At 41.2% G+C, this 19,172-nt stretch carries 19 protein-coding genes; 6 read left to right on the top strand and 13 right to left on the bottom strand.

What is annotated here, in order from left to right:
• Positions 1–202: 202 nt before the first annotated feature.
• The 13 genes from AC3WVG_RS08590 to xerD form a co-directional block, all read right to left on the bottom strand.
• Complete coding sequence (locus AC3WVG_RS08590) at positions 203–667, bottom strand: 23S rRNA (pseudouridine(1915)-N(3))-methyltransferase RlmH (protein ID WP_488797729.1); 465 nt, start codon at positions 665–667, stop codon at positions 203–205.
• A gap of 123 nt (positions 668–790) precedes the next feature.
• On the bottom strand, positions 791–2,038 hold the full coding sequence (gene lysA / locus AC3WVG_RS08585; RefSeq protein WP_488797728.1) for a diaminopimelate decarboxylase: 1,248 nt from the start codon (positions 2,036–2,038) through the stop codon (positions 791–793).
• A 109-nt stretch (positions 2,039–2,147) separates the two neighbouring features.
• Positions 2,148–2,543 (bottom strand): four helix bundle protein, encoded by a 396-nt coding sequence (locus AC3WVG_RS08580; protein ID WP_488797727.1) that lies wholly within the window; start codon positions 2,541–2,543, stop codon positions 2,148–2,150.
• 33 nt (positions 2,544–2,576) lie between these two features.
• Positions 2,577–3,044, bottom strand: coding sequence for a hypothetical protein (locus AC3WVG_RS08575; RefSeq protein WP_488797726.1), 468 nt, complete (start codon positions 3,042–3,044; stop codon positions 2,577–2,579).
• 51 nt (positions 3,045–3,095) lie between these two features.
• On the bottom strand, positions 3,096–5,732 hold the full coding sequence (mutS, locus tag AC3WVG_RS08570) for a DNA mismatch repair protein MutS (RefSeq protein WP_488797725.1): 2,637 nt from the start codon (positions 5,730–5,732) through the stop codon (positions 3,096–3,098).
• Between the two features lie 98 nt (positions 5,733–5,830).
• The gene (locus AC3WVG_RS08565; RefSeq protein WP_488797724.1) at positions 5,831–6,952 is read right to left on the bottom strand and encodes a tetratricopeptide repeat protein; all 1,122 of its coding nucleotides are present in this window, start codon (positions 6,950–6,952) and stop codon (positions 5,831–5,833) included.
• Between the two features lie 7 nt (positions 6,953–6,959).
• Entirely contained in the window at positions 6,960–7,307 is a 348-nt protein-coding gene (locus AC3WVG_RS08560; protein ID WP_488797723.1) for a LapA family protein, read from the bottom strand.
• Positions 7,308–7,345: 38 nt separating this feature from the next.
• On the bottom strand, positions 7,346–7,834 hold the full coding sequence (locus AC3WVG_RS08555; RefSeq protein ID WP_488797722.1) for an HIT family protein: 489 nt from the start codon (positions 7,832–7,834) through the stop codon (positions 7,346–7,348).
• 92 nt (positions 7,835–7,926) lie between these two features.
• On the bottom strand, positions 7,927–8,667 hold the full coding sequence (locus AC3WVG_RS08550) for an amino acid ABC transporter ATP-binding protein (RefSeq protein WP_488797721.1): 741 nt from the start codon (positions 8,665–8,667) through the stop codon (positions 7,927–7,929).
• Positions 8,660–9,442, bottom strand: coding sequence for an amino acid ABC transporter permease (locus AC3WVG_RS08545; RefSeq protein ID WP_488797720.1), 783 nt, complete (start codon positions 9,440–9,442; stop codon positions 8,660–8,662). Before AC3WVG_RS08545 ends, AC3WVG_RS08550 begins: the two co-directional genes overlap by 8 nt.
• Before the next feature lie 57 nt (positions 9,443–9,499).
• Positions 9,500–10,237, bottom strand: coding sequence for a basic amino acid ABC transporter substrate-binding protein (locus AC3WVG_RS08540; RefSeq protein ID WP_488797719.1), 738 nt, complete (start codon positions 10,235–10,237; stop codon positions 9,500–9,502).
• 134 nt (positions 10,238–10,371) lie between these two features.
• Positions 10,372–13,038, bottom strand: a complete 2,667-nt coding sequence (locus tag AC3WVG_RS08535; protein WP_488797718.1) for a CBS domain-containing protein — start codon at positions 13,036–13,038, stop codon at positions 10,372–10,374.
• A gap of 171 nt (positions 13,039–13,209) precedes the next feature.
• On the bottom strand, positions 13,210–14,109 hold the full coding sequence (gene xerD, locus AC3WVG_RS08530) for a site-specific tyrosine recombinase XerD (RefSeq protein WP_488797717.1): 900 nt from the start codon (positions 14,107–14,109) through the stop codon (positions 13,210–13,212).
• Between the two features lie 141 nt (positions 14,110–14,250).
• On the opposite strand from xerD, the gene folK reads away from it, so the two are divergent.
• From folK to AC3WVG_RS08500, 6 genes are all read left to right on the top strand, one after another.
• Positions 14,251–14,754 (top strand): 2-amino-4-hydroxy-6-hydroxymethyldihydropteridine diphosphokinase, encoded by a 504-nt coding sequence (folK, locus tag AC3WVG_RS08525; RefSeq protein ID WP_488797716.1) that lies wholly within the window; start codon positions 14,251–14,253, stop codon positions 14,752–14,754.
• A 148-nt stretch (positions 14,755–14,902) separates the two neighbouring features.
• Entirely contained in the window at positions 14,903–15,160 is a 258-nt protein-coding gene (locus tag AC3WVG_RS08520) for a transcriptional regulator (RefSeq protein WP_488797715.1), read from the top strand.
• A 37-nt stretch (positions 15,161–15,197) separates the two neighbouring features.
• On the top strand, positions 15,198–15,806 hold the full coding sequence (gene fsa, locus AC3WVG_RS08515; RefSeq protein WP_488797714.1) for a fructose-6-phosphate aldolase: 609 nt from the start codon (positions 15,198–15,200) through the stop codon (positions 15,804–15,806).
• 325 nt (positions 15,807–16,131) lie between these two features.
• Complete coding sequence (locus AC3WVG_RS08510; RefSeq protein WP_488797713.1) at positions 16,132–18,129, top strand: tetratricopeptide repeat protein; 1,998 nt, start codon at positions 16,132–16,134, stop codon at positions 18,127–18,129.
• Positions 18,130–18,249: 120 nt separating this feature from the next.
• On the top strand, positions 18,250–18,600 hold the full coding sequence (locus AC3WVG_RS08505; RefSeq protein WP_488797712.1) for a nucleotidyltransferase family protein: 351 nt from the start codon (positions 18,250–18,252) through the stop codon (positions 18,598–18,600).
• Positions 18,585–19,076, top strand: coding sequence for a ribonuclease toxin HepT-like protein (locus tag AC3WVG_RS08500; RefSeq protein WP_488797711.1), 492 nt, complete (start codon positions 18,585–18,587; stop codon positions 19,074–19,076). The genes AC3WVG_RS08505 and AC3WVG_RS08500 overlap by 16 nt, the downstream gene beginning before the upstream one ends.
• Positions 19,077–19,172 lie beyond the last annotated feature (96 nt).

Raw genomic sequence — 19,172 nt, 5'->3', positions numbered from 1 at the left:
AAGAAACCAGGGTTTCTAATCTGGTAGTCAAAATAGGGTTTGGCCACAGACTCTATAGCATGCCGAGTTTGAACGTATAATTGTTCTAGTGGCTTTTTTCTCACGCCAGTTCTACCAGCTTGAAGCGTGACTCACTAGAGGGTGTGGCGGTCACTGGACAATAAAAGCGGTATGCAAGCACCCGAAAAGTAGAGTTGGGTAATTAATGATGATAGGGGAAATTCTTCAAGATAGTGGCGGCTCGATAGAGTTGTTCAATCAGAATAACCCTGGCCATTTCATGGGGGAAGGTCATGGGGCTTAAGCTTAAACAAAACCTTGCCTTCTTCTGGACAGCCTGGCTCAAGCCATAGGCACCACCCATGATAAAGCAAGGCCTGAGTCCTGATGATTCTGTCCACTTCTTAAGTTTTTGTGCCAATTCCCGCGAGGTTAGAAGACTTCCGTTTTCATCAAGGGTAACGACTAGGTCCCGGGGAGCTATTTTGTTTACAATCAGTTCCCCTTCTTTTTCTATGCGCTGGATTTGTGTGCCATGAGCTGCATCCCTGATAATTGTTTCCTGCAGGGCGTAAAACTTACTCAAATTATTCCAGTAATGGGCAAATGACTGTTGCCAATACTTTTTTTTCAGCTTCCCAACCCAGATAAACTTTATTGAGCTCATGGAAGATGGTTGTCCTTATGGAAAGGTGTAGACGGGGAGAAGCGGGTAGTTCTCCGTTTCAGCGCTTCTCCCCGTCCCTGTTTCATATTCAGGAATGAAGATTATTAGGCCGTGGCCGGGGTACTAAAAACATCCATCTTCCAGGGCAACGAGATCAAAATAAACTTCTCTGCGCCTGGCCACAGTCACTTCCTCGCCGTCTACCAATATTTCTGCCGCCCTGGTTCGGGAATTATATTGTGAAGCCATGGTAAAACCATACGCTCCGGCTGAAAATACCGCCAAAAGTTCATCCGGCTTGATCTCAGGCAGTTCCCTATCCTGGGCCAGAAAATCTCCGGACTCGCAAATAGGCCCGACAATATCTACTTTCTGCATGGGTCTGTCTGTCTGGATCACGGGTGCGATGCGGTGAAAAGATCCATACAGGGAAGGACGGACAAGATCGTTCATAGCGGCATCAACAATGACAAAATTTTTGATTTCTGTTTTTTTGGTATACAGTGCCCTGGTAACCAATATCCCGGCATTTCCGGCAATAACCCTTCCCGGTTCAAGGATTAACTTCAGATCATAGTCTTTTAGTCTTTCAGATAAGGCCCGGCCAAACTCAGCAGGGTGGGGAGGCTCTTCTTCTTTATAGGTGATGCCTAAGCCTCCGCCCAGATCAAGATATTTAATATCAAGACCCATATCTTTTAACTTCTCATAAAAATTTAAGACCTTGGTCAAGGCATCTAAAAACGGATCTATGCTGGTTAATTGAGAACCAATATGGCAATCAATGCCAATGGGCTCGATATTGGATAATTCTTGAGCCAATTTATAAGTTTCCAGAGCTTGATCCATTGCAAGGCCAAATTTATTTTTCTTTAGTCCTGTGGAGATATAGGGATGGGTCTGGGGATCAACATCCGGGTTGATGCGCAAACTGATCCGGGCTGTTTTGTCCAGGTCTTGGGCCACCTGGTTGATTTTCAAAAGCTCTTGTTGTGACTCTACATTAAACATCAAAATATCGGCCATGAGGGCTTCTTGAATCTCATGTCCGCGCTTGCCCACACCAGAATAGACAATCTTTTGCGGATCAACGCCAGCCCTTAAAGCTCTGAATAACTCCCCGCCGGAAACAATATCCATACCGGCCCCCATTTCTGCCAGGAGCTTGAGGATACATAAATTGGAGTTGGCTTTCACCGAATAGCAGGTCAAATGGTTAATGCCTTCAAAAGCAGAATCAAATGCCTGGAAATGGCGGCGAAAAGTTTTGGCCGAATAAATATACAGGGGAGTATCATATTCCTGGACAAGATCCACTATAGGCACTTCCTCAGCATAAAGTTGACCATTTTTGTACTCAAAATAATGCATTTATATACTCCTTCTTGGTTTATTGGTTGAGTAGTTTATTGGTTGAGTGGTTGAGTAGGTTAGTAGTTGAGTAGTTAAATGATTGAGTATTAGGTAAGTGATTATTCATTTACTTAATGTTCCTCCTCTCTTTTAGAAATTTTATATAGCCATTTAACTGTTTAATAAGTGTATAAATTTCGTCCTTTATGTTAGAGAATATCTGTTCAGTTACATAATTTTCATCTAAAGCAACTGAAAGCTGATCTATAAGTTCATACAAGGAGCCTCTTGCCTGTCTGCAAAATTGAATATTTTCTTGATAATGATAACGCCCATATCCCTCTGCAATGTTTGCTGTTACAGAACGAGATGCACGAATGATTTGATCAGATAGCCTATACTGTTCAAAGTCTGGGAAACTTTTTGCTAATTCACTGAACTTAATTCTTAGTTTTCTACTTTCTATCCATATTCTTAAATCTTCAAAAGCTGATTTCGTATTTCGCATTATTTTTTTTACCATCCCACTCAACTACTAAACTACTCAACCACTCAACTATTCATCAATATACACTACATTAGATACAACATCGGGCAGGGCAGGGTAAACATTTCTCCCTTTGACCCTAACCCTATAATCCGTGTTTTTTTGTATTTGACAGTATTTGATGTACAGGTCAGGCCCCTTGCGCATAATCTGCGGGACATCAAGTTCAAACGCGACACTTTGTTGGACCTGAAAGGGGCAAGCCGGACACTCTCCTTGCGGGCCGATTGGTTCAAGTTCTAGTGTTATCCTGGAAAGATTGGCATAGTTTCCTTTGATATGAATTTTTAGCCGGAGGCATTTGTTGATTAATTTTGCTTCCTTGATTTCCAGAGCAAACTTTTCTTCAGAAACATCTGGTTCTGGCCAGACTCTTTTTCCACATCCCGTGGAGATTACAAGGCAGATTAGAAAGCAGACCAATAGCAAAGTTCTCAATTTCGCCCTTAGTCCCTTTAATATAGTCAAATAATCCATCTTTTTTCCTCTTACCCGTTTAGGTTCTTAACCCTTTTACCCCTTTACCCCTTAATCCTTACCCCTTAGTCCAAATCTTTTCTTCCAGTCATACAAAATATTCAAGGCCATGACAGGGGTTAAATTATTCGGGTCCAGATTTTTTAGCTCATCTAGCAGGGGGTGGCTTTTGGGTTCAGCAGAAGGGGATGGTTCAGTGTTAAGTCCGGGCAAAAATTGTTTTTTATTTTGAACCGTCACCTTGTTGTGTCTTACGCCTTTCTTTTCCAGGTCAGCCAAAATTTCTTTGGCTCTGGCAACCACGTTTTGTGGTACGCCAGCCAGTTTTGCCACTTCGATACCATAACTGCGATCTGCCGGCCCCGGAACCAATCGTCTTAAAAAGACAATATCTCCTTTCCACTCTTTTACGGCGATATTTAGATTTTTTATACCTGAAAGTTTTCCTTCTAAAGACGTGAGCTCATGATAGTGGGTGGCAAACAAGGTCCTGATGCCCCCGTATTTTTGGGCCAAATCTTCAACCACTGCCCAGGCTAAGGATAGGCCGTCAAAAGTGCTTGTGCCCCTCCCGATTTCATCCAGAATAACCAGGCTTCTCTTGGTGACTTGCCTTAAAATGCGTGCTGTTTCAGTCATCTCCACCATAAAGGTACTTTGTCCCTGGGCCAGATTATCCGAAGCCCCGACCCGGGAGAAAATCCGGTCACACAGGCCGACAACCGCCTTTTCTGCCGGGACAAAAGAACCAATCTGAGCCAGGATGCATATAATGGCTGTCTGGCGTAAAACCGTTGACTTTCCAGCCATGTTCGGGCCGGTAATGAGCAGAATCTTATTTTGTTCATCCATGTAAAGATCATTGGGAATATAGTTGGCCCGTCCCTGAACCGCTTCTATTGCCGGGTGCCGTCCGGCTTTGATGTCTAAAACAAGATCTCCGCTTAGTTCCGGTTTTGTCCATTCCCATTTGCGAGCCGCCTGGGCCAATCCCTGCCAAAAATCAAGCATGGCCAATATATCGGCCATCTGCAAGAATCTCTGCCTCTTTCCGGCAACTTTCTCCCTTAAATCAAGAAAAAGGTTGTATTCTTTGGCCTTTCTCTTTTCCGCGGCGGAAAAGAGACGTTCCTCCAGCTCTTTCAGTTCAGCAGTTATAAAACGTTCACTGGCAACCAGGGTCTGTCTGCGCTCAAAATGCTCTGGAATCTTGCCCTTAAAGGCTTTGGATAATTCAAAGTAATAGCCAAAAACTTTATTATAGCCCATTTTTAATTTGGGCAGGTCATTTTGTTCCTGTTCTTTTTGCAGTAATTCTTTCAGCTTGGCCTGTCCATGTTCCGTAAGATCAATAAGTTGATCCAGTTCAGGGTCATAGCCTTGGCGAAACAAACCTCCCTCGGTAATGAGATGGTTTGGATTGTCCTTTAATGACCTTGACAATAACTCATAGGTATCGCCCAAATCGTCCCAGGTGGCCAAAATTTTTCTTAAATATCTTGGCAAGTCATCATCAGGATTAAATAATTTTTTTATTTGAGGTAGAATGGACAGGCTTTGGCGCAATGCTACAAAGTCTTTAGGGGTACACCTATTTAAAAATATCCTGGTACTTAAGCGCTCCAGGTCAAAAATTTTATCCAGGTAGGTTCTTAAATCTTCTCTTAACCTATCTTGGTTAAAGAAAAATTCGACCACCTCCTGGTTTTTCAAGATAATAGACTTATCCTTCCAGGGCTGGGACAATCTTTGTCTTAAAAGCCTGCCCCCCATGGGGGTTAAAGTATTATCCAGCGCATGCCATAGAGTGCCTGGCCCTTTTCGTCCGTCAAGCCGTTTAAAAAGCTCCAGATTTCTTTCGGTAACCTCGTCCAGAAGAAGGTATTTGGTTAAATTCAGGGGTTTAAAAGGGCAGAGATGGGTTAATTTTTCTTTTTGGGTTTGAACGAGGTACATCAATATGGCCCCGCAGGCCTTGATCAGGACAGGTTTGTCCGCAAGATCCAGAACATCAAGAGTTGCTACTCTCTGGGACTTTTTGATTAATTCGGTACCGGACTTAAGGTCAAAATAGGAAGTAGGGGGAAGTTCATTAACTCGGGCTTTGAATTCAGAATAGGAAGCAGGTAATTTATACCCTTGGGGAAGTAAAATTTCTTTGGGGTCAATCTTGACTAACCATTGCCAGATTTGTTCTTCTTTTTTTAGGACAAGTCCGGTCCACTCTCCGGTAGAAAAGTCTGCCCAAGCTAGACCGCCTTCCTGTTTTTGACTATCCCAGACAAGCGCGGCCAGATAATTATTGTCCTTGGCTGTTAAATTGGCATCTTCCACAACAGTACCAGGAGTCAGAATCCTGGTCACAGCCCTTTTGACCAGTCCTTTGGCCTTTTTGGGGTCTTCCACCTGTTCACAAATAGCTACTTTATAGCCCTTATCCAGAAGCTGGCGTAAATATTCCTCGACAGCATGATGGGGGACTCCGCACATGGGTACCTGTATTTCAGCGTTGGGATTGCGGGAGGTGAGGGCTATTTGTAATTCTCTGGCGGCAACCTCTGCATCTTCAAAAAAAAGTTCGTAAAAATCGCCCATGCGAAAAAAAAGGAGCGCACCGGGATTTTCTTCCTTTATGCGCAAATACTGCTCCAGCATGGGAGTGAGCTTGAGCGAGGTTTTGTTAGGCATGTCTTTAATCATCTAAAGTTTAGAATTCAGGAGCTAGGAGTTAGATGCGAGGTTGAATTTCTAAGAACAATTCTAGCTTCTGGATTCTAAATTCTAGTCTAGTCATTTAATCTTGTGCGAAAAGAAATAGAATGCCAGCTATGGCAACGAGGGCAGACAAAAAATATCTGTTCACGTTTTAACCCACACCGGGAACAGATAAATCTTTTTACCAGGCGGGCCTTTTTGAGAAAAAACTCCAGTTGCACCCGAAAGCTATCGGTTAACTCCTGCTCATTTTGAGTTAAAGCCAGAAGTTCCAGCCTGGCAGGCCAAAAATCAGGCCCCAGAACCAAAGTCTTTTCCAGCCAATCTTTGGCCTGTTCTTCATTTTCAGAAGCTATTAAAAACAATGCGCAGTAAAAGCAGAGCAGAATATCCTGGTCGGTTTCGGAAATTGTTTCGACCACAATCTGGCTACATTCAGGATCAATTAACGGTTTTGATGAGTTATCATTGAGACTGCGGGCATATTGATACAAACCTTCCAAAAGCACAAATTTAAGGTTGGCTGAAACATTTACCAGAGCCTGACTTAAATTTTTGGACAATGAACGCCAATTTCTTTTCTGATAATTTCTAATGATTAATTCAAGCCATGCTTCTACACTGCCAGGATAGACTTTTAAGGCCTTGCGCAAAGCTTTTTGGCCTAAATCGCTTTCCTGACGGGCCTTCAACTGCTTGGCCCAGCGTACCAAGTAGTGGGCCTGAGGAATTAATTGATCAAGCCGGGAGTAATAGTCAGCCGCCTTTTTAAAATCATTGCTATCAGCAAATAGTCGAGCCAGAGCCCCGAGAATTGCCGGTTCAGGGCCGACAATCTTTTGTGCTTTTTCAAAAGCGTATAGAGCACGATCCACCAAGCCCGCCCTTTTAAAGTCATTGCCCAGTTCATACCAAGCCCTGGCCTTAAACTGATCATCAAGGTTTGGGCGGGCAATCAGGTTCTGTCTGATTTGAATGGCCCGTTCAATCTCGCCCTGGGCTCTGAACAAGTTCCCCAATGCCAGGTAGATTTCTACTGCATCGGGATTATTTTTAACTACCCGACTGAGTTCACCAATAGCCGCAAAAGTATCCCCTGAAGGTAGTGGATAACTTTCATTAAGATTTATGAAAGAGTTGTTGTCCTTCAGTCTTTTCTTTTTGAGTCTGGAGAACCAGCCACGGAGTCGCATAGAAGATTTAAGAGCCCGTAGTTTCAGAATCGGTAGAAAAGCTTTCTTCTTCTAGAGGCATATTGCGTAATGAATTGACCTCTTTTTCAAGGTCGGCAATTTTGCTTCTGCAAGACCTTAACTGCTTGGATAGTTTGATTTTTTCGGCCAGAAAATAGAACAAGGAAATAAAAGCACCGACTACAAAGGCTATTAGAATCAGAAGATAAATAGGTATTTCCCGGCTCTCGAAATGGTTACCCAAAATATCAAGTTTTAAGGACAAAGACATAGATAAAAGCTCTGTGTTCTGAACAAAAAAGAGCATGGAAAAGAAGAAGATCAAAACCAGGATAGCGACTTTTACATAACGCATACCAGTCTCCTTTATAAATGTTTAAGGGTTAGGAGATATTATGATTTAACCTTTTCAAAATAGGGTTTAAGCTTGCCATAAGTTGCTCGCAAATGTTCGGGAATAACCATGGTTTCACTCATAACAGCCATGAATGAATGGTCTCCGATCCAGCGAGGAACAAGATGAAAATGCAGGTGTTCTTCAATGCCAGCTCCGGCAGCTTCCCCGATATTTAGACCTATATTAATGCCATGGGGATTAAAAGCTTTTTTCAAAATATCCGTACAAACCTGCATAAAATTCATGATCTCATGAGTTTCTTCTCTTGAGAGCTCTGTTAAGCACATTACATGTCTATAGGGGGTGACCATGAGATGTCCGCTACTATACGGATATTTATTCATGATCACAAAACAAAATTTTCCCCTGTGTAGAACCAGCCTTTGTTCGTCTTCATCGGTATGCTCAGGCAAACAAAAAACACATTCTTCAGGCTTAGGCCCCAGAATGTACTCAATTCTCCATGGTGCCCAGAGAGTTTTCATAGCTTCGAACCTTAAAGTAAAGGTTTAACTTTTTAGATTTAGAACCAAAAAAAAGAAATCTAACTTACTGAATAAAAACAACTTTTTAAAATTTACAAAATTTGGCTTAAAAACTTCTTTGTTCTTGGATGCTCTGGATTGGTAAAAAAGTGCTCAGGTGTGCCAACTTCTAAAATTTGACCTGCATCCATAAATACCACCCGGTCGGCAACCTGGCGAGCAAAACCCATTTCGTGAGTAACCACCACCATGGTCATTCCTTCCATTGCCAGGTTGACCATGACATCAAGCACCTCACCTATCATTTCCGGGTCAAGGGCTGAAGTTGGTTCGTCAAAAAGCATAATTTTGGGATTCATGGCCAAGGCCCGGGCTATGGCTACGCGTTGTTGCTGTCCACCGGATAACTGTCCAGGATAAGCGTTGGCCTTATCTCGGATGCCCACCTTTTCCAGGAGTTTAAAAGCTATATCTTCAGCCTCTTTCTGAGGAATTTTCTTTAATTTTATCGGAGCCATGGTCAGGTTTTGCAGGACAGTTTTATGGGGGAAAAGGTTAAAACTTTGAAAAACCATACCTAGTTCCATACGCACCTTATTAATATCACATTTACCATCAGTGATATCCTGACCATCGACAATAATTTTTCCGCGATCAACGCTCTCTAAGCGGTTAATGGTGCGGAGGAGGGTACTTTTCCCCGATCCACTCGGCCCGATAATAACCACCTTTTCTTGCGGGTTAATATCGAGCGATACATTATTTAAGGCAATAACTTGGCCAAAATATTTGTAAATATTTTTGATTTGAATAATCGGAGTTTTATCACTCATAGGGCTTCATTTTTTCTTCCATGATGCTCACCATTTTGGACAAAATCAAGGTAATAAGCAAGTAAATTAGAGCGATCATGGTGTATGTTTCAAAATAAGCAAAAGTTTCGGTCGCAAACTCTCTTCCTCGCCGTAAAAGATCGGCTACAGCCAAAATTGAAACCAGAGATGTATCTTTGAGCAAAGCTATGAATTCATTCCCCACCGGAGGCAGGATCGTGCGCATAGCCTGGGGGATAATTACGTAAAACATGGTCTGCGTGCGATTGAATCCCAGCGACCTTGCCGCTTCTGTTTGTCCATGATCAATGGACTCTATGCCGGCACGAAAAACTTCCCCCATATACGCCCCATAGCAGATTGTCATGGCTAGTACTGCCGCCAAAAAAGGGGGTACTTGAATGAAACTGCCCAGGGCATAATAGATGTAAAAAAGTTGAACCAGGAGGGGAATACCTCGAATTACTTCGACATAAATGGAAGCAATAAGATTCACAAACCGGTTACGGGCTATTCTACCTAAGCCGGTTAACAGCCCCACAACCAAAGATAAGGCTATGGATAAAAAGGTTACCTCAAAAGTAACCAAGATTCCATCCGGAACAAATTTTAGAATACGTAAATAGGGGTCCGGCTTAAAGTAGACCAGGAGTATTATGGTCAACAATGCCCCAATGAGAGTTACTCGCCAAGCTGTTACCAAGCCTTTATCTTTTGGCGATGGTATAGCTGCACCGTCAGTGACATCAATTTTAATTTCTTTGTCTCTATTCATCGGCCATGTGTATGATTAAAAAATAGAGGCCGAGAGAATTCTCGGCCCCGGAATCATTTAGTTGCTTCCAAACCACTTCTCTTTAATTTGTTTCTCAATGCCCTTGGCTTTAACTGCGCGGATACCTTTATTAATTAAATCCAGAACTTCTTTATTCCCTTTCTTTACTGCAATACCATAATATTCATCACCTGAGTCTATAATAGCCCCAATCTTTAATTTTTCAGAAAATTCTGGTTCTCTAAGTGCATACTGGGCAGCAACAGGATCGTCACAAACAACGCCATCAATACGGCCATTTAAAAGATCCTGCATGGCCAAACCGATTTCATCATAAGACTTGGCAACAACTCCTGGAACTTTTTTAACAGCAAAGTAGCCAGTGGTGCCGATTTGGGCTCCAACAACTTTTCCTTTCATATCTTCGAGGCTCTTGGCTTTGCTTTCTTTAGGCACAACCAGACCCTGGCTGACTTTAAAATATGGTTCGCTGAAATCCATGGCTTTTTTCCGTTCAGGAGTAATACTAACTGAAGAACAGATGGCATCGTAATTGCCACCGGCAAGGCCGGCAAAGATTCCATCCCAGGCTGTGTTTTTGAATACCGGAGTAAATCCGGCTTCCTTGGCCGCAGCCTTCATGTAATCAATGGAATAACCAACAATTTCTTTGTCTTCATTGACAAATTCCATTGGAGGCCATGTGGCGTCCACTGCAAAGACAATGGTCCTGGCTAGAGCCGTCTGGGAAAAGATTAAACAAAAAGTCATCAACATAAAAAATTTTTTAAACATTTCGCATCCTCCTAAAAATTTTGCAAAGTTTCAAGAAAGGGTTTCAGAAAAGGCTCGGGTTAAACAAACTTGGTTCTGTTAATTTATTGCCTTTTTTTGGTCAAGAAATGTTACAAGTGTAAGATCATAAAATTTTAAATTTTGGGCTTTATCTCCCGAGTTATAATCTTTTTTAACCATTCAAGCTGACTTTTCCGATCACTAGCTAAACCATCTATTTGAGCAGCGCGCAATTCTCTTAAAATTTGTCCATAAACAGGACCTGGCTCAACCCCCATCTCTTTTAAATCTTTTCCGGTAATCAAGACCGGCAGTTGACGCAATCTGGTTACAAAAAGAGAGATATTTTTGCGCATTTCATCTTTTTGACTTTTGGCCATTAAATACAGCAAGCCTTCCAAGGGGAGGGGGTCTAAAATAAAGTAGAGATCACTTAATTTTTGCTGCCCTTGCTGCCATTTGTAAATTTTGACCGCTGTTTCATTGATCTGCTTCTGTAACCCCAAAAGATTCTCTTCTTCCTTTTTGGAAAAATTTAACCTTTTGGTAATGAGTTTAGTTTGGTCGTCATTGAATGTGCTACATAAGCCCAAAAAATAAACCATCCACTTTTCAACCTTTTCTTCCAGGTACAAAAGCTTGTGCCAACTCAGAACCTTCTCAATTTCACCAAGAATTTTCAGTATATTCGGTGTTAAATTGAGCAGTGGATGAATAGCCTTCAGTAGACCAAAACCATCCATGCGTTTTAGACAGGCCAGGGGATTGTTTTCGGCAAAGATCATTTTTAGCTCCTGAAAAATCCGCCGGCCGGACAACCTGGGGAAAATATTTAAGTTTATCGCATTCTTAATTAGTCGTTCAGTCTGCTTGCCTATGCGAAAGCCAAAACGTTGTTCAAAGCGGATGGCCCTGATAATGCGGGTGGGATCTTCCACAAAACTCAAGGCATGCAGAACGCGTATTACCTTTTCTTTTAAATCTTTTTGCCCGCCAAAAAAATCGACCATCTTGCCAAACTGGTCGGGGTTTAAATGGACAGCCAGGGCATTTATGGTAAAATCTCTGCGATACAGGTCCATTTTTATGCTGGACAACTCCACAGTGGGTAGGGCGGCAGGGTACTCGTAATATTCCAATCTGGCCGTGGCCACATCTATACGCTGACCATTTTCCAGGATGACCACAGCTGTCCTGAACTTTTGATGTGCTCTTACTCTTCCTTTAAGTTTTGTAGCCAATCTCTTGGCAAAGGCAATACCATCTCCCTCGACCACCAGGTCTACATCCAGATTGGGCTGGTTCAGTAAGATATCACGGACAAAACCGCCTACACAAAAAAGCTCATACCCCATTTCCTGGGCGAGCTTCCCGGCAAGTTTCAGGAGGTTATACAAGTCCTTGGGCAGACGATCCTTTAAAAGGGAAGCAATGTTTCGTTCTCTTTTCTTTTCCGAGAAAAGGGCTTCTGGAATACGGCCAGGTTCTTTTATTAAAATATTGATAAGATCTGTACGTGTAATAACCCCAATGACCTGATTATTTTCAATAATAGGTACAAGTCTTTGTCTCTGGCCCAAGATAATCTCAATAACCTGATACAGATCATCCTCAGGACCCAGGGCGGCAAATTCACGCAACATGTATTCCTTGATTGGCACATGGCCCAGACCATGACTGACTGCCTTTTCAGCCAATTGATGTTCAAGAATGCCTACACACTTCCTGGTCTTTTCATCCAATATTGGTACTGCCTTGAGGCCAAATCGAGTCATCAGTTCCGCGGCCTGGGCCATGGTTTTATTTTTCTCCGTACAGATAGGGGGACTGGACATAAGGTCTTTGACCAGGTTTTTAGGGGTTATCTGAGAATAGAGAAGGGCAAAAAGTTCATCTTTGACCTGAGCCGGGGTTCTGTCTTTAATGGTAGCGGAAGCAGCAAAAGGATGTCCTCCACCACCCAGGGAAGAACATATCCGACCTACATCTACTTCCTTGGTTCTGCTCCTGGCCACTACATGAATCCGATCTTGCATGCGACCTATGGCAAAAAGAACTCGAATATTTTCCATGTCCAGGAGTTTATGGGCCAATAGGGCAAAATCCCTCACATAATAGTCCAGAGATACCTCGGCCACGACAATTTCTACCCCATTTATTTTGTGTGTAGTAGCGGATTCCAACAGGGCGTTAAGAATAGAAATCTGCTCAGCGCTTAAATCGCGATTGACCATATCTGAGATAATATTCAGATCCATGCCCTTTGTTTTTAACCAGGCCGCAGCTTGAAGGTCATGTTCTGTGGTGGAATTAAAAGTAAAGCAACCTGTATCTTCATACAGCCCCAGCCCCAAAATTGTGGCTTCGTCATCGCTTAGGTCTATTTTTTTATCCTTTATAATATGGGTAAGTATGGCTGTGGTTGAGCCCCAGGGTTTGACTATATTTATTTTTCCCTGAATATCTTCTTCAGAACCGGGGTGGTGATCATAAATATGGATTTCGAGATCGGGATTATCCAGGATAGCTTGGACGTGACTGACTCTGGATTTTTGCCTGGTATCGACAATGACCAATTTTTTCACCTGCGCACAGTCAATGTCTTTAATAGATTTAAAATTATATAAATATGTTGCACTCTGAATAAAAAAATTTTTGATATTTTTTTCCTGACTACCTGGAAAAATGAGCACAGCTTCAGGATGTAATTTACTGGCCGCAACCATAGCTGCTAAGGCGTCAAAGTCAGCATTCAGATGACAGGTAATAATGGTCTCAGCTTTGATCTTTGATTTTTTCATAAGTTAGTAAGTAGTTAAAATGGTTAGATGATTAAATAGTTGGATAGGTTTAATGTTTGTATGTACCAAAAAAATATTTTTAAACAATCGCCAGATATTAATACACGTGCAGTTAGTCACGTTTTAGAAGTTTCAACAAAATTATCACAAGTCAACCTATAATCCTCTCAACTATTTAACTAAATTAAAGTCACGCGGATGGAATTTTTTATGTATATCCAGTAGCCTGCTAGTTTGTATGTGGGTATAAATTTCCGTGGCACTTATATCAGCGTGCCCCAGCAAAATTTGTACTGTACGCAGGTCTGCTCCTCCTTCCAAAAGGTGGGTGGCAAAGGAGTGCCTTAAGGTATGTGGGGAAATTGTTTGTTTGAGTCCGGCCAATTTTGCATATTTCTTGATGATTTTCCATACTCCCTGTCGAGTCAAGGCCTTTCCTGAACGGTTTAAGAAAATATAGTCTTCTTTGGGCGTGAATTTCTGCCGCCATATTTTAAGATAGGTATTCAACCACTTACCAGCGGTTAAATGAATGGGAACCAGTCTTTGTTTGCTTCCCTTACCCCATATTTTTAAGAGTCCAACCTGTTCGTCGTAATCTAATGGCTTGAGTGCAATCAGTTCAGAGACCCTTAAGCCTGCCGCATACATAAGTTCGAGCATGGCTTTGTCTCTGAAACCAAGCTTTGTATTCGGCTTTGGAGCCATTAAAAGTTTATTGACCTCAGGTACAGTCAAAGCTTTGGGTAAAAGGCGAGGGAGTTTGGGATTTTCTAAAAACTGGGCCGGATTTTCAGGTATAAGATTTTGTTCCTGCAAAAAGGCATAAAAACCACGCAGGGCAGCCATATGGCGAGCCAGGGTTCTGCTTTGCAAACCCTTCTGGCGTAAAAAAAGAAGATATAGAAAAAGAATGTTTTCGCTAACTTTAATCAAAGAATAATTTTTATTGGTTAAAAAACTTTGAAATGACTTTAAATCCGTAGCATAAGCTTCCACGGTTTTGGGGGATAATCCCTTGACCACGAGAAGATATTCGAGAAAACGGTCAATAGCGTCTGTCGCGTCCATTGAGTCCTTTTTTGGATCTTGAGTTTGTTTTTTTATTCTGCCCGAAGTTTTGGAATTTACACATCATCCCTTGCAGCCTCAAGGGGAAAAATATAATATATTCAGGTTGCGCAATTAATAGTTATAAACTCAACATATCCAATGAAGTCAGTTAACGCATATATTGGGCTTGGCTCAAACCTAGGTAGCCAACCGGAAAAAAATTTATCGTTGGCCATAAATGAAATCCGGTCACTAGAAGGGGTACGCATAACCAAAAAATCTAAAATTTATTGGACTGAGCCACAAGGGCTTAAAGACCAGCCTTGGTTTGCCAACCAGGTCATAAAAGCGTCCTGTACCAGGAAATGGACAGCACATAACTTGCTCAGCGCCTTACTTGCCATTGAAGACAGGTTGGGGCGAAAACGGATGCAGAAATGGGGGCCTCGAAAAATTGATCTGGATCTGTTGCTTTTTGATCAGGAAATAATGAACACTGAGTTTTTAACTCTTCCTCATCCGGAACTAAAAAACAGGGCCTTTGTACTTGTACCGCTTTTAGAAATTAGTCCTGAACTTCAACTGCCTGATCAGACAAAAATTAAAGACATTATTCAAAATTTATCCTACAAATTTGAGAAAAATAAAATCTGGCAAGACTAGACTTTTAGTCTGGTCCCGTTCCCAGCAGGATACAGAATATCGGAGAAATGAGGGTAATTCAAATTTAATAATGTCAACAATTTGAATAACTAAATAACTTAAGACTACTAAAACTTAAACCAAAACTTTAAGAAAAAGGAAGGGGGAAATGATTAAGTTACTAATTTTCGTTGTAGCCAGCTATTTTCTTTTCAAACTTCTTACTAATGACAAAAAGAAAAAGAAAGAGATGCAAGAAAAGAAAAAAGAAAATTTGGCCGCTAACGGAATAATGGTTAAAGATCCAATTTGCGGAACTTACGTGCCTAAAGACGGAGATATCAGGGTCAGGCAGGGAGAAAATGTATATCATTTTTGCTGCTATGAGTGTCGGGACAAATTTTTAAAACAACTTGAGCAAGGTTAACCATTGTTTATCTTTTGAACCCTAACAAGGAGAAAAAGTGAAATTTTTTCTTGATACTGCAAACATTAATGAAATCAAAAGAATTCAGGAATTTGGACTTGTCGATGGTGTCACTACCAATCCCACTTTACTGGCAAAAGAAGGAGGCAGGTGGGAAGAAATTGTCGAGTCAATCTGTAAGCTTGTGGATGGTCCGGTACACTTGGAAGTAGTTAGCACAAATGCCAGAGACATTGTCCGGGAAGCCAAAGACTTGATCAAATTTGGCCCCAATGTGGTGGCCAAAATTTCTATGAGCATGGAAGCAATCGAAGCCGTGCGTATTCTTTCCTCTATGGGGATTCCTACAAATGTAAGCCTGATTTTTTCACCGCTCCAAGCCTTGATGGCTGCAAAAGCAGGAGCCAACTACGTCAGTCCATTCGTAGGCCGTTTGGATGACCTTGGCCATGATGGCATGGAACTGGTTTCACAGCTCATATCTATTTTTGAAAATTATGGCTTTGATACAGAAGTAATTGTGTCGAGTATCAGACATCCAGGCCATGTTTTAGATGCAGCCTTAATGGGAGCAGACATTGCCACCATCCCATTCAAGGTAATTCAAAAATTGAGTCATTATCCGGAATATTTTTACAGCTCATAACCCCCATACATAACATAAATGTTCTCTTGGCGGCTTGAACAGCCGCCTTTTTTAATAGTTAAATTTGTCTCATAATGTTAATTATGTAAACTTTAAAAAATATCTTGAGCAAAACCCCAAGGATTGGCAAGCTTGCGAAAGCACCCTATTACAAGTACGATCCGACTTTTTTTAGGTTCTTCCTGAACTGAGCGATCTTTAATTTAGTTTTACATTAACAAAATAACCAATGGGTGAGATTGCTTCGCTGGTCGTGGCAATCTCAAAGTTTGAACTGCAAAAAATTCGCTCAATTTAGATTCTTGTCTGGCAAGGAGAAATACAGATGATAAAAAGAATATGCCTGGTCATGGGCATCATGATTGTTTTGCCAACATTATGTTTGGCTGCAAAAAAAGAAAAGGTAACTTACGAAAAATGGCTTTTAAACTTCAAGGCTTACGATGCTTACGTGCGTTATTTACAAACAAAAAACCCCACACCTGACTCCATAGTTAGCCAGGCCAAACTTTTACTCACTCTAAACCGGCCACGCCGAACTTTAGACATTTTAAAACAGTTTGAAACATTGCCAAAATTCGAAGGCCAAAGGTTTTGGCTTATGGCCAGAGCTTATCGCATGTTGGGTGAATATGACCGTGCAATATCCAATTTTGTTCTGGCTGCAGAATATTTTTCAAACCCTGAGTTAATTGAGTTATTCTCCCAGGAACAGGAACTGGATAGACTATGGCGTGATGTATGCACTAAATGGTTTTGGGAAAGTCTTTATGTGCAAAGAAAAGCTGAGCAGACTAAACTCTTAAATTCGGCAGTACAGGTAGCTAGAAAAGTCTGGCCCGAACAGGAGTTATGGACCAGGTTTGCAAGTAGCTTATCCCAGACGGATAGAAATTTAACTTATTATGATGAACAAATCCCCTATCTTCTGGCCAAAGCTTTGTCTGCCCAGAGTCTCAAAAACTGGTTTTTGAGCTCTAACCATTTAAATAAGATTACTACCTTAAAGATTAGAAACTTTTGGACCAGACTAGAGAAACTTATTCAGGCACCGGCTAGTTCTCTAGTCGAAATAGATTTGCAAGCCTTTAAAAGTTATGCTTTTTTTGAAGTTTATGGCTATGAGTTAAAGAAGATAATCCCCAAATATTGGTTTGTATCAAGCCTTGATCTTCCATCATGGAACAACTTCCTGGATCAATTAAAAAATTTATCTCCGCAAGCAGGCCTAAAACTTATTGAAAATGAGCTCTCTTCCTCACTTTTATCCTCCCGGATTAAATCAAATTTAAAAGTCCTTTTATTTATCTATCAAATTCAGACAGATAAGTTTGACCAGGCTTTAAAAACCTGGGCTATTCTGGAAAATTACAAGGATATTCCCTTAAGCCTTGCATTGTGCGCAGCCTTGCTTGCTAAAAGTGATCATCCTCTTGCTCCCTATCCCAGCTATCTCTACCCAATTTCTAAAGACCTTCTCCAGGCAGCATGTCTTGGCTCTGGTTCAACTTTGTCCGCTCCTTTTTGGCTGGAAACAGATGAAAAAAAGGCGGCCGACCTGCTTTCAATTTATCCCTTGGACCGTTTACTAAGTTACCTGGGCTGGAAGAACCAATTAGAAAACCAAAAGAGTAATCTGGCAGCAAAACATCTGGCCTTTTTGTTCCCCAAAACTCCAGCCGGTCAGGAGGGATTTTTATCCCTGGCTCGTGCTGCCTATAGAAACGGGCATAAAACACTGGCTTGGAAATATTTGCAAAATATACAGGAAGATCTACTGGATTCCAGGAAACAAGTGGATTTAATCGAGGCCAAGGCAGGTATTTTAATGGATTTAGGCCAAACTCAGGAGTCTCTAAAAACATATACCCTACTTTTAAATAAAGCCCCAGAGAGATTATCCGCAGAGAAAAAATTAAAGCTGGCTCTTTTGGCCCAGCAGAGCAATAAATGGGAACTGGCGGAAAATATTTTGACTAATTTATGGCAAGAAAGAAAAAACCTCTCCCCTGCCCTGCAGGCAGAAATTCTGTTTTGGCTGGGTGAAGGGGCCCAATATCAGGGTAAAACTGACCAGGCCCTGGACTATTACCTGAAATTAGCCTGGCAGTTTCCTGAACAAAATATTTGGGCCATCACTGCCCTGTACCGTGCCGGACAAATATATGAACAGAAAGGAATGCTTCAAGCAGCAAAAAACTTATATCAAACGGTTTTAAAAAATGCAGATCGCAAGAGTCAAAAAGAAGCTGCCAAACAAAGGCTTAATTCCATAGAGGCCAAAGAAAAGAGGCAAGTTGGAGAAAGCGGGATAATGTTTTAATATAACAGTGCGCCAGAAATAACGACAAATGCTCAAACACCCTGATGTTCTTCTTGTCATACTGATGAAAGCAGGATAAAAAAGTAAAAAAGTGTAAAACTGAAATCTTATCATAACGTCATGGGAAAATATCAGCCTTTTAAATTACGTTATCAGAGACAAAAAGAGCGTTTTTTTCGCCTGCAAAAACAGGTACAAAAGGCAATTGATTGTCTTTATCAGCACGGAGCTGAACAAGTTTATATCTTTGGCTCATTTTTAAAGCCTGAGCGCTTTGATGAGCACTCTGATATTGATTTAGCTGTTAAGGGCATTGATAATCTCCATACAAGATTAAAAATTGAAGCCCGGTTAATGCAAATTTTTCAGGACGCCGACTTTGACCTTGTGTGGCTTGATGACGAAACAGAAATAAAGCCCCATATTTTAAAGGCAATAAAAAAAGAAGGCAAATTATGCTTGCAATTTTAAAGGCAGAAGTTCAGGCAGAATTAAAAGAGATAGAGCAAAGCAAAAAGCTGATTACAAAAAATCTTGATTTTTTAGATTCCGAATTAGGTAGTAACAGCGAATATTTTCATCAGGTGCTGTGCAGAGATATTGGATTTATTATACATTCAATTTATACGGGATACGAACGTATCCTGAAACGAATTATTAAACAAATTGATGGTTATTTACCGGAAGGCGGATCATGGCACAGAGAACTCTTAAACAGAGCTACCCTTGAAATTCCAGGTATCCGTCCTCCTATCATCAACAAGGAACTATCAGAAAATCTAGAAGAACTTCTGGGATTCAGGCATGCTTTAAGAAATTTATATATTCATCAGCTAAAAGAAAAACGAATAAGAGAATTAGCCAGATTAACCATTGAAACATTTTCCTTGTTTCAAAGTCAGCTAGAAAACTTTTTCGCTAATTTTTCAGATAACTCAACTATCTGACATGATTAACATCCTCAAATTACTACACAATTGAAGAGTGTATTTTCTGAAATGCATTACAAACGGGTTGGGTAACACATCTTGGCGAAGATTGCG

The sequence above is a fragment of the Desulfovulcanus sp. genome (assembly GCF_982781345.1).
Note: the sequence above shows the minus strand (reverse complement) of the source record. Positions and strands in the feature narration are given on the sequence as shown.

Coding starts and splice junctions, on each gene's coding strand:
- AC3WVG_RS08575 (WP_488797726.1), bottom strand. CDS start 3,044: ATGGATTATTTGACTATATTAAAGGGACTAAGGGCGAAATTGAGAACT.
- folK (WP_488797716.1), top strand. CDS start 14,251: ATGAAGTCAGTTAACGCATATATTGGGCTTGGCTCAAACCTAGGTAGC.
- AC3WVG_RS08565 (WP_488797724.1), bottom strand. CDS start 6,952: ATGCGACTCCGTGGCTGGTTCTCCAGACTCAAAAAGAAAAGACTGAAG.
- AC3WVG_RS08545 (WP_488797720.1), bottom strand. CDS start 9,442: ATGAATAGAGACAAAGAAATTAAAATTGATGTCACTGACGGTGCAGCT.
- AC3WVG_RS08535 (WP_488797718.1), bottom strand. CDS start 13,038: ATGAAAAAATCAAAGATCAAAGCTGAGACCATTATTACCTGTCATCTG.
- AC3WVG_RS08510 (WP_488797713.1), top strand. CDS start 16,132: ATGATAAAAAGAATATGCCTGGTCATGGGCATCATGATTGTTTTGCCA.
- AC3WVG_RS08555 (WP_488797722.1), bottom strand. CDS start 7,834: ATGAAAACTCTCTGGGCACCATGGAGAATTGAGTACATTCTGGGGCCT.
- AC3WVG_RS08505 (WP_488797712.1), top strand. CDS start 18,250: ATGGGAAAATATCAGCCTTTTAAATTACGTTATCAGAGACAAAAAGAG.
- mutS (WP_488797725.1), bottom strand. CDS start 5,732: ATGCCTAACAAAACCTCGCTCAAGCTCACTCCCATGCTGGAGCAGTAT.
- xerD (WP_488797717.1), bottom strand. CDS start 14,109: ATGGACGCGACAGACGCTATTGACCGTTTTCTCGAATATCTTCTCGTG.
- AC3WVG_RS08560 (WP_488797723.1), bottom strand. CDS start 7,307: ATGCGTTATGTAAAAGTCGCTATCCTGGTTTTGATCTTCTTCTTTTCC.
- AC3WVG_RS08500 (WP_488797711.1), top strand. CDS start 18,585: ATGCTTGCAATTTTAAAGGCAGAAGTTCAGGCAGAATTAAAAGAGATA.
- AC3WVG_RS08540 (WP_488797719.1), bottom strand. CDS start 10,237: ATGTTTAAAAAATTTTTTATGTTGATGACTTTTTGTTTAATCTTTTCC.
- lysA (WP_488797728.1), bottom strand. CDS start 2,038: ATGCATTATTTTGAGTACAAAAATGGTCAACTTTATGCTGAGGAAGTG.
- AC3WVG_RS08580 (WP_488797727.1), bottom strand. CDS start 2,543: ATGGTAAAAAAAATAATGCGAAATACGAAATCAGCTTTTGAAGATTTA.
- AC3WVG_RS08550 (WP_488797721.1), bottom strand. CDS start 8,667: ATGAGTGATAAAACTCCGATTATTCAAATCAAAAATATTTACAAATAT.
- AC3WVG_RS08590 (WP_488797729.1), bottom strand. CDS start 667: ATGAGCTCAATAAAGTTTATCTGGGTTGGGAAGCTGAAAAAAAAGTAT.
- AC3WVG_RS08520 (WP_488797715.1), top strand. CDS start 14,903: ATGATTAAGTTACTAATTTTCGTTGTAGCCAGCTATTTTCTTTTCAAA.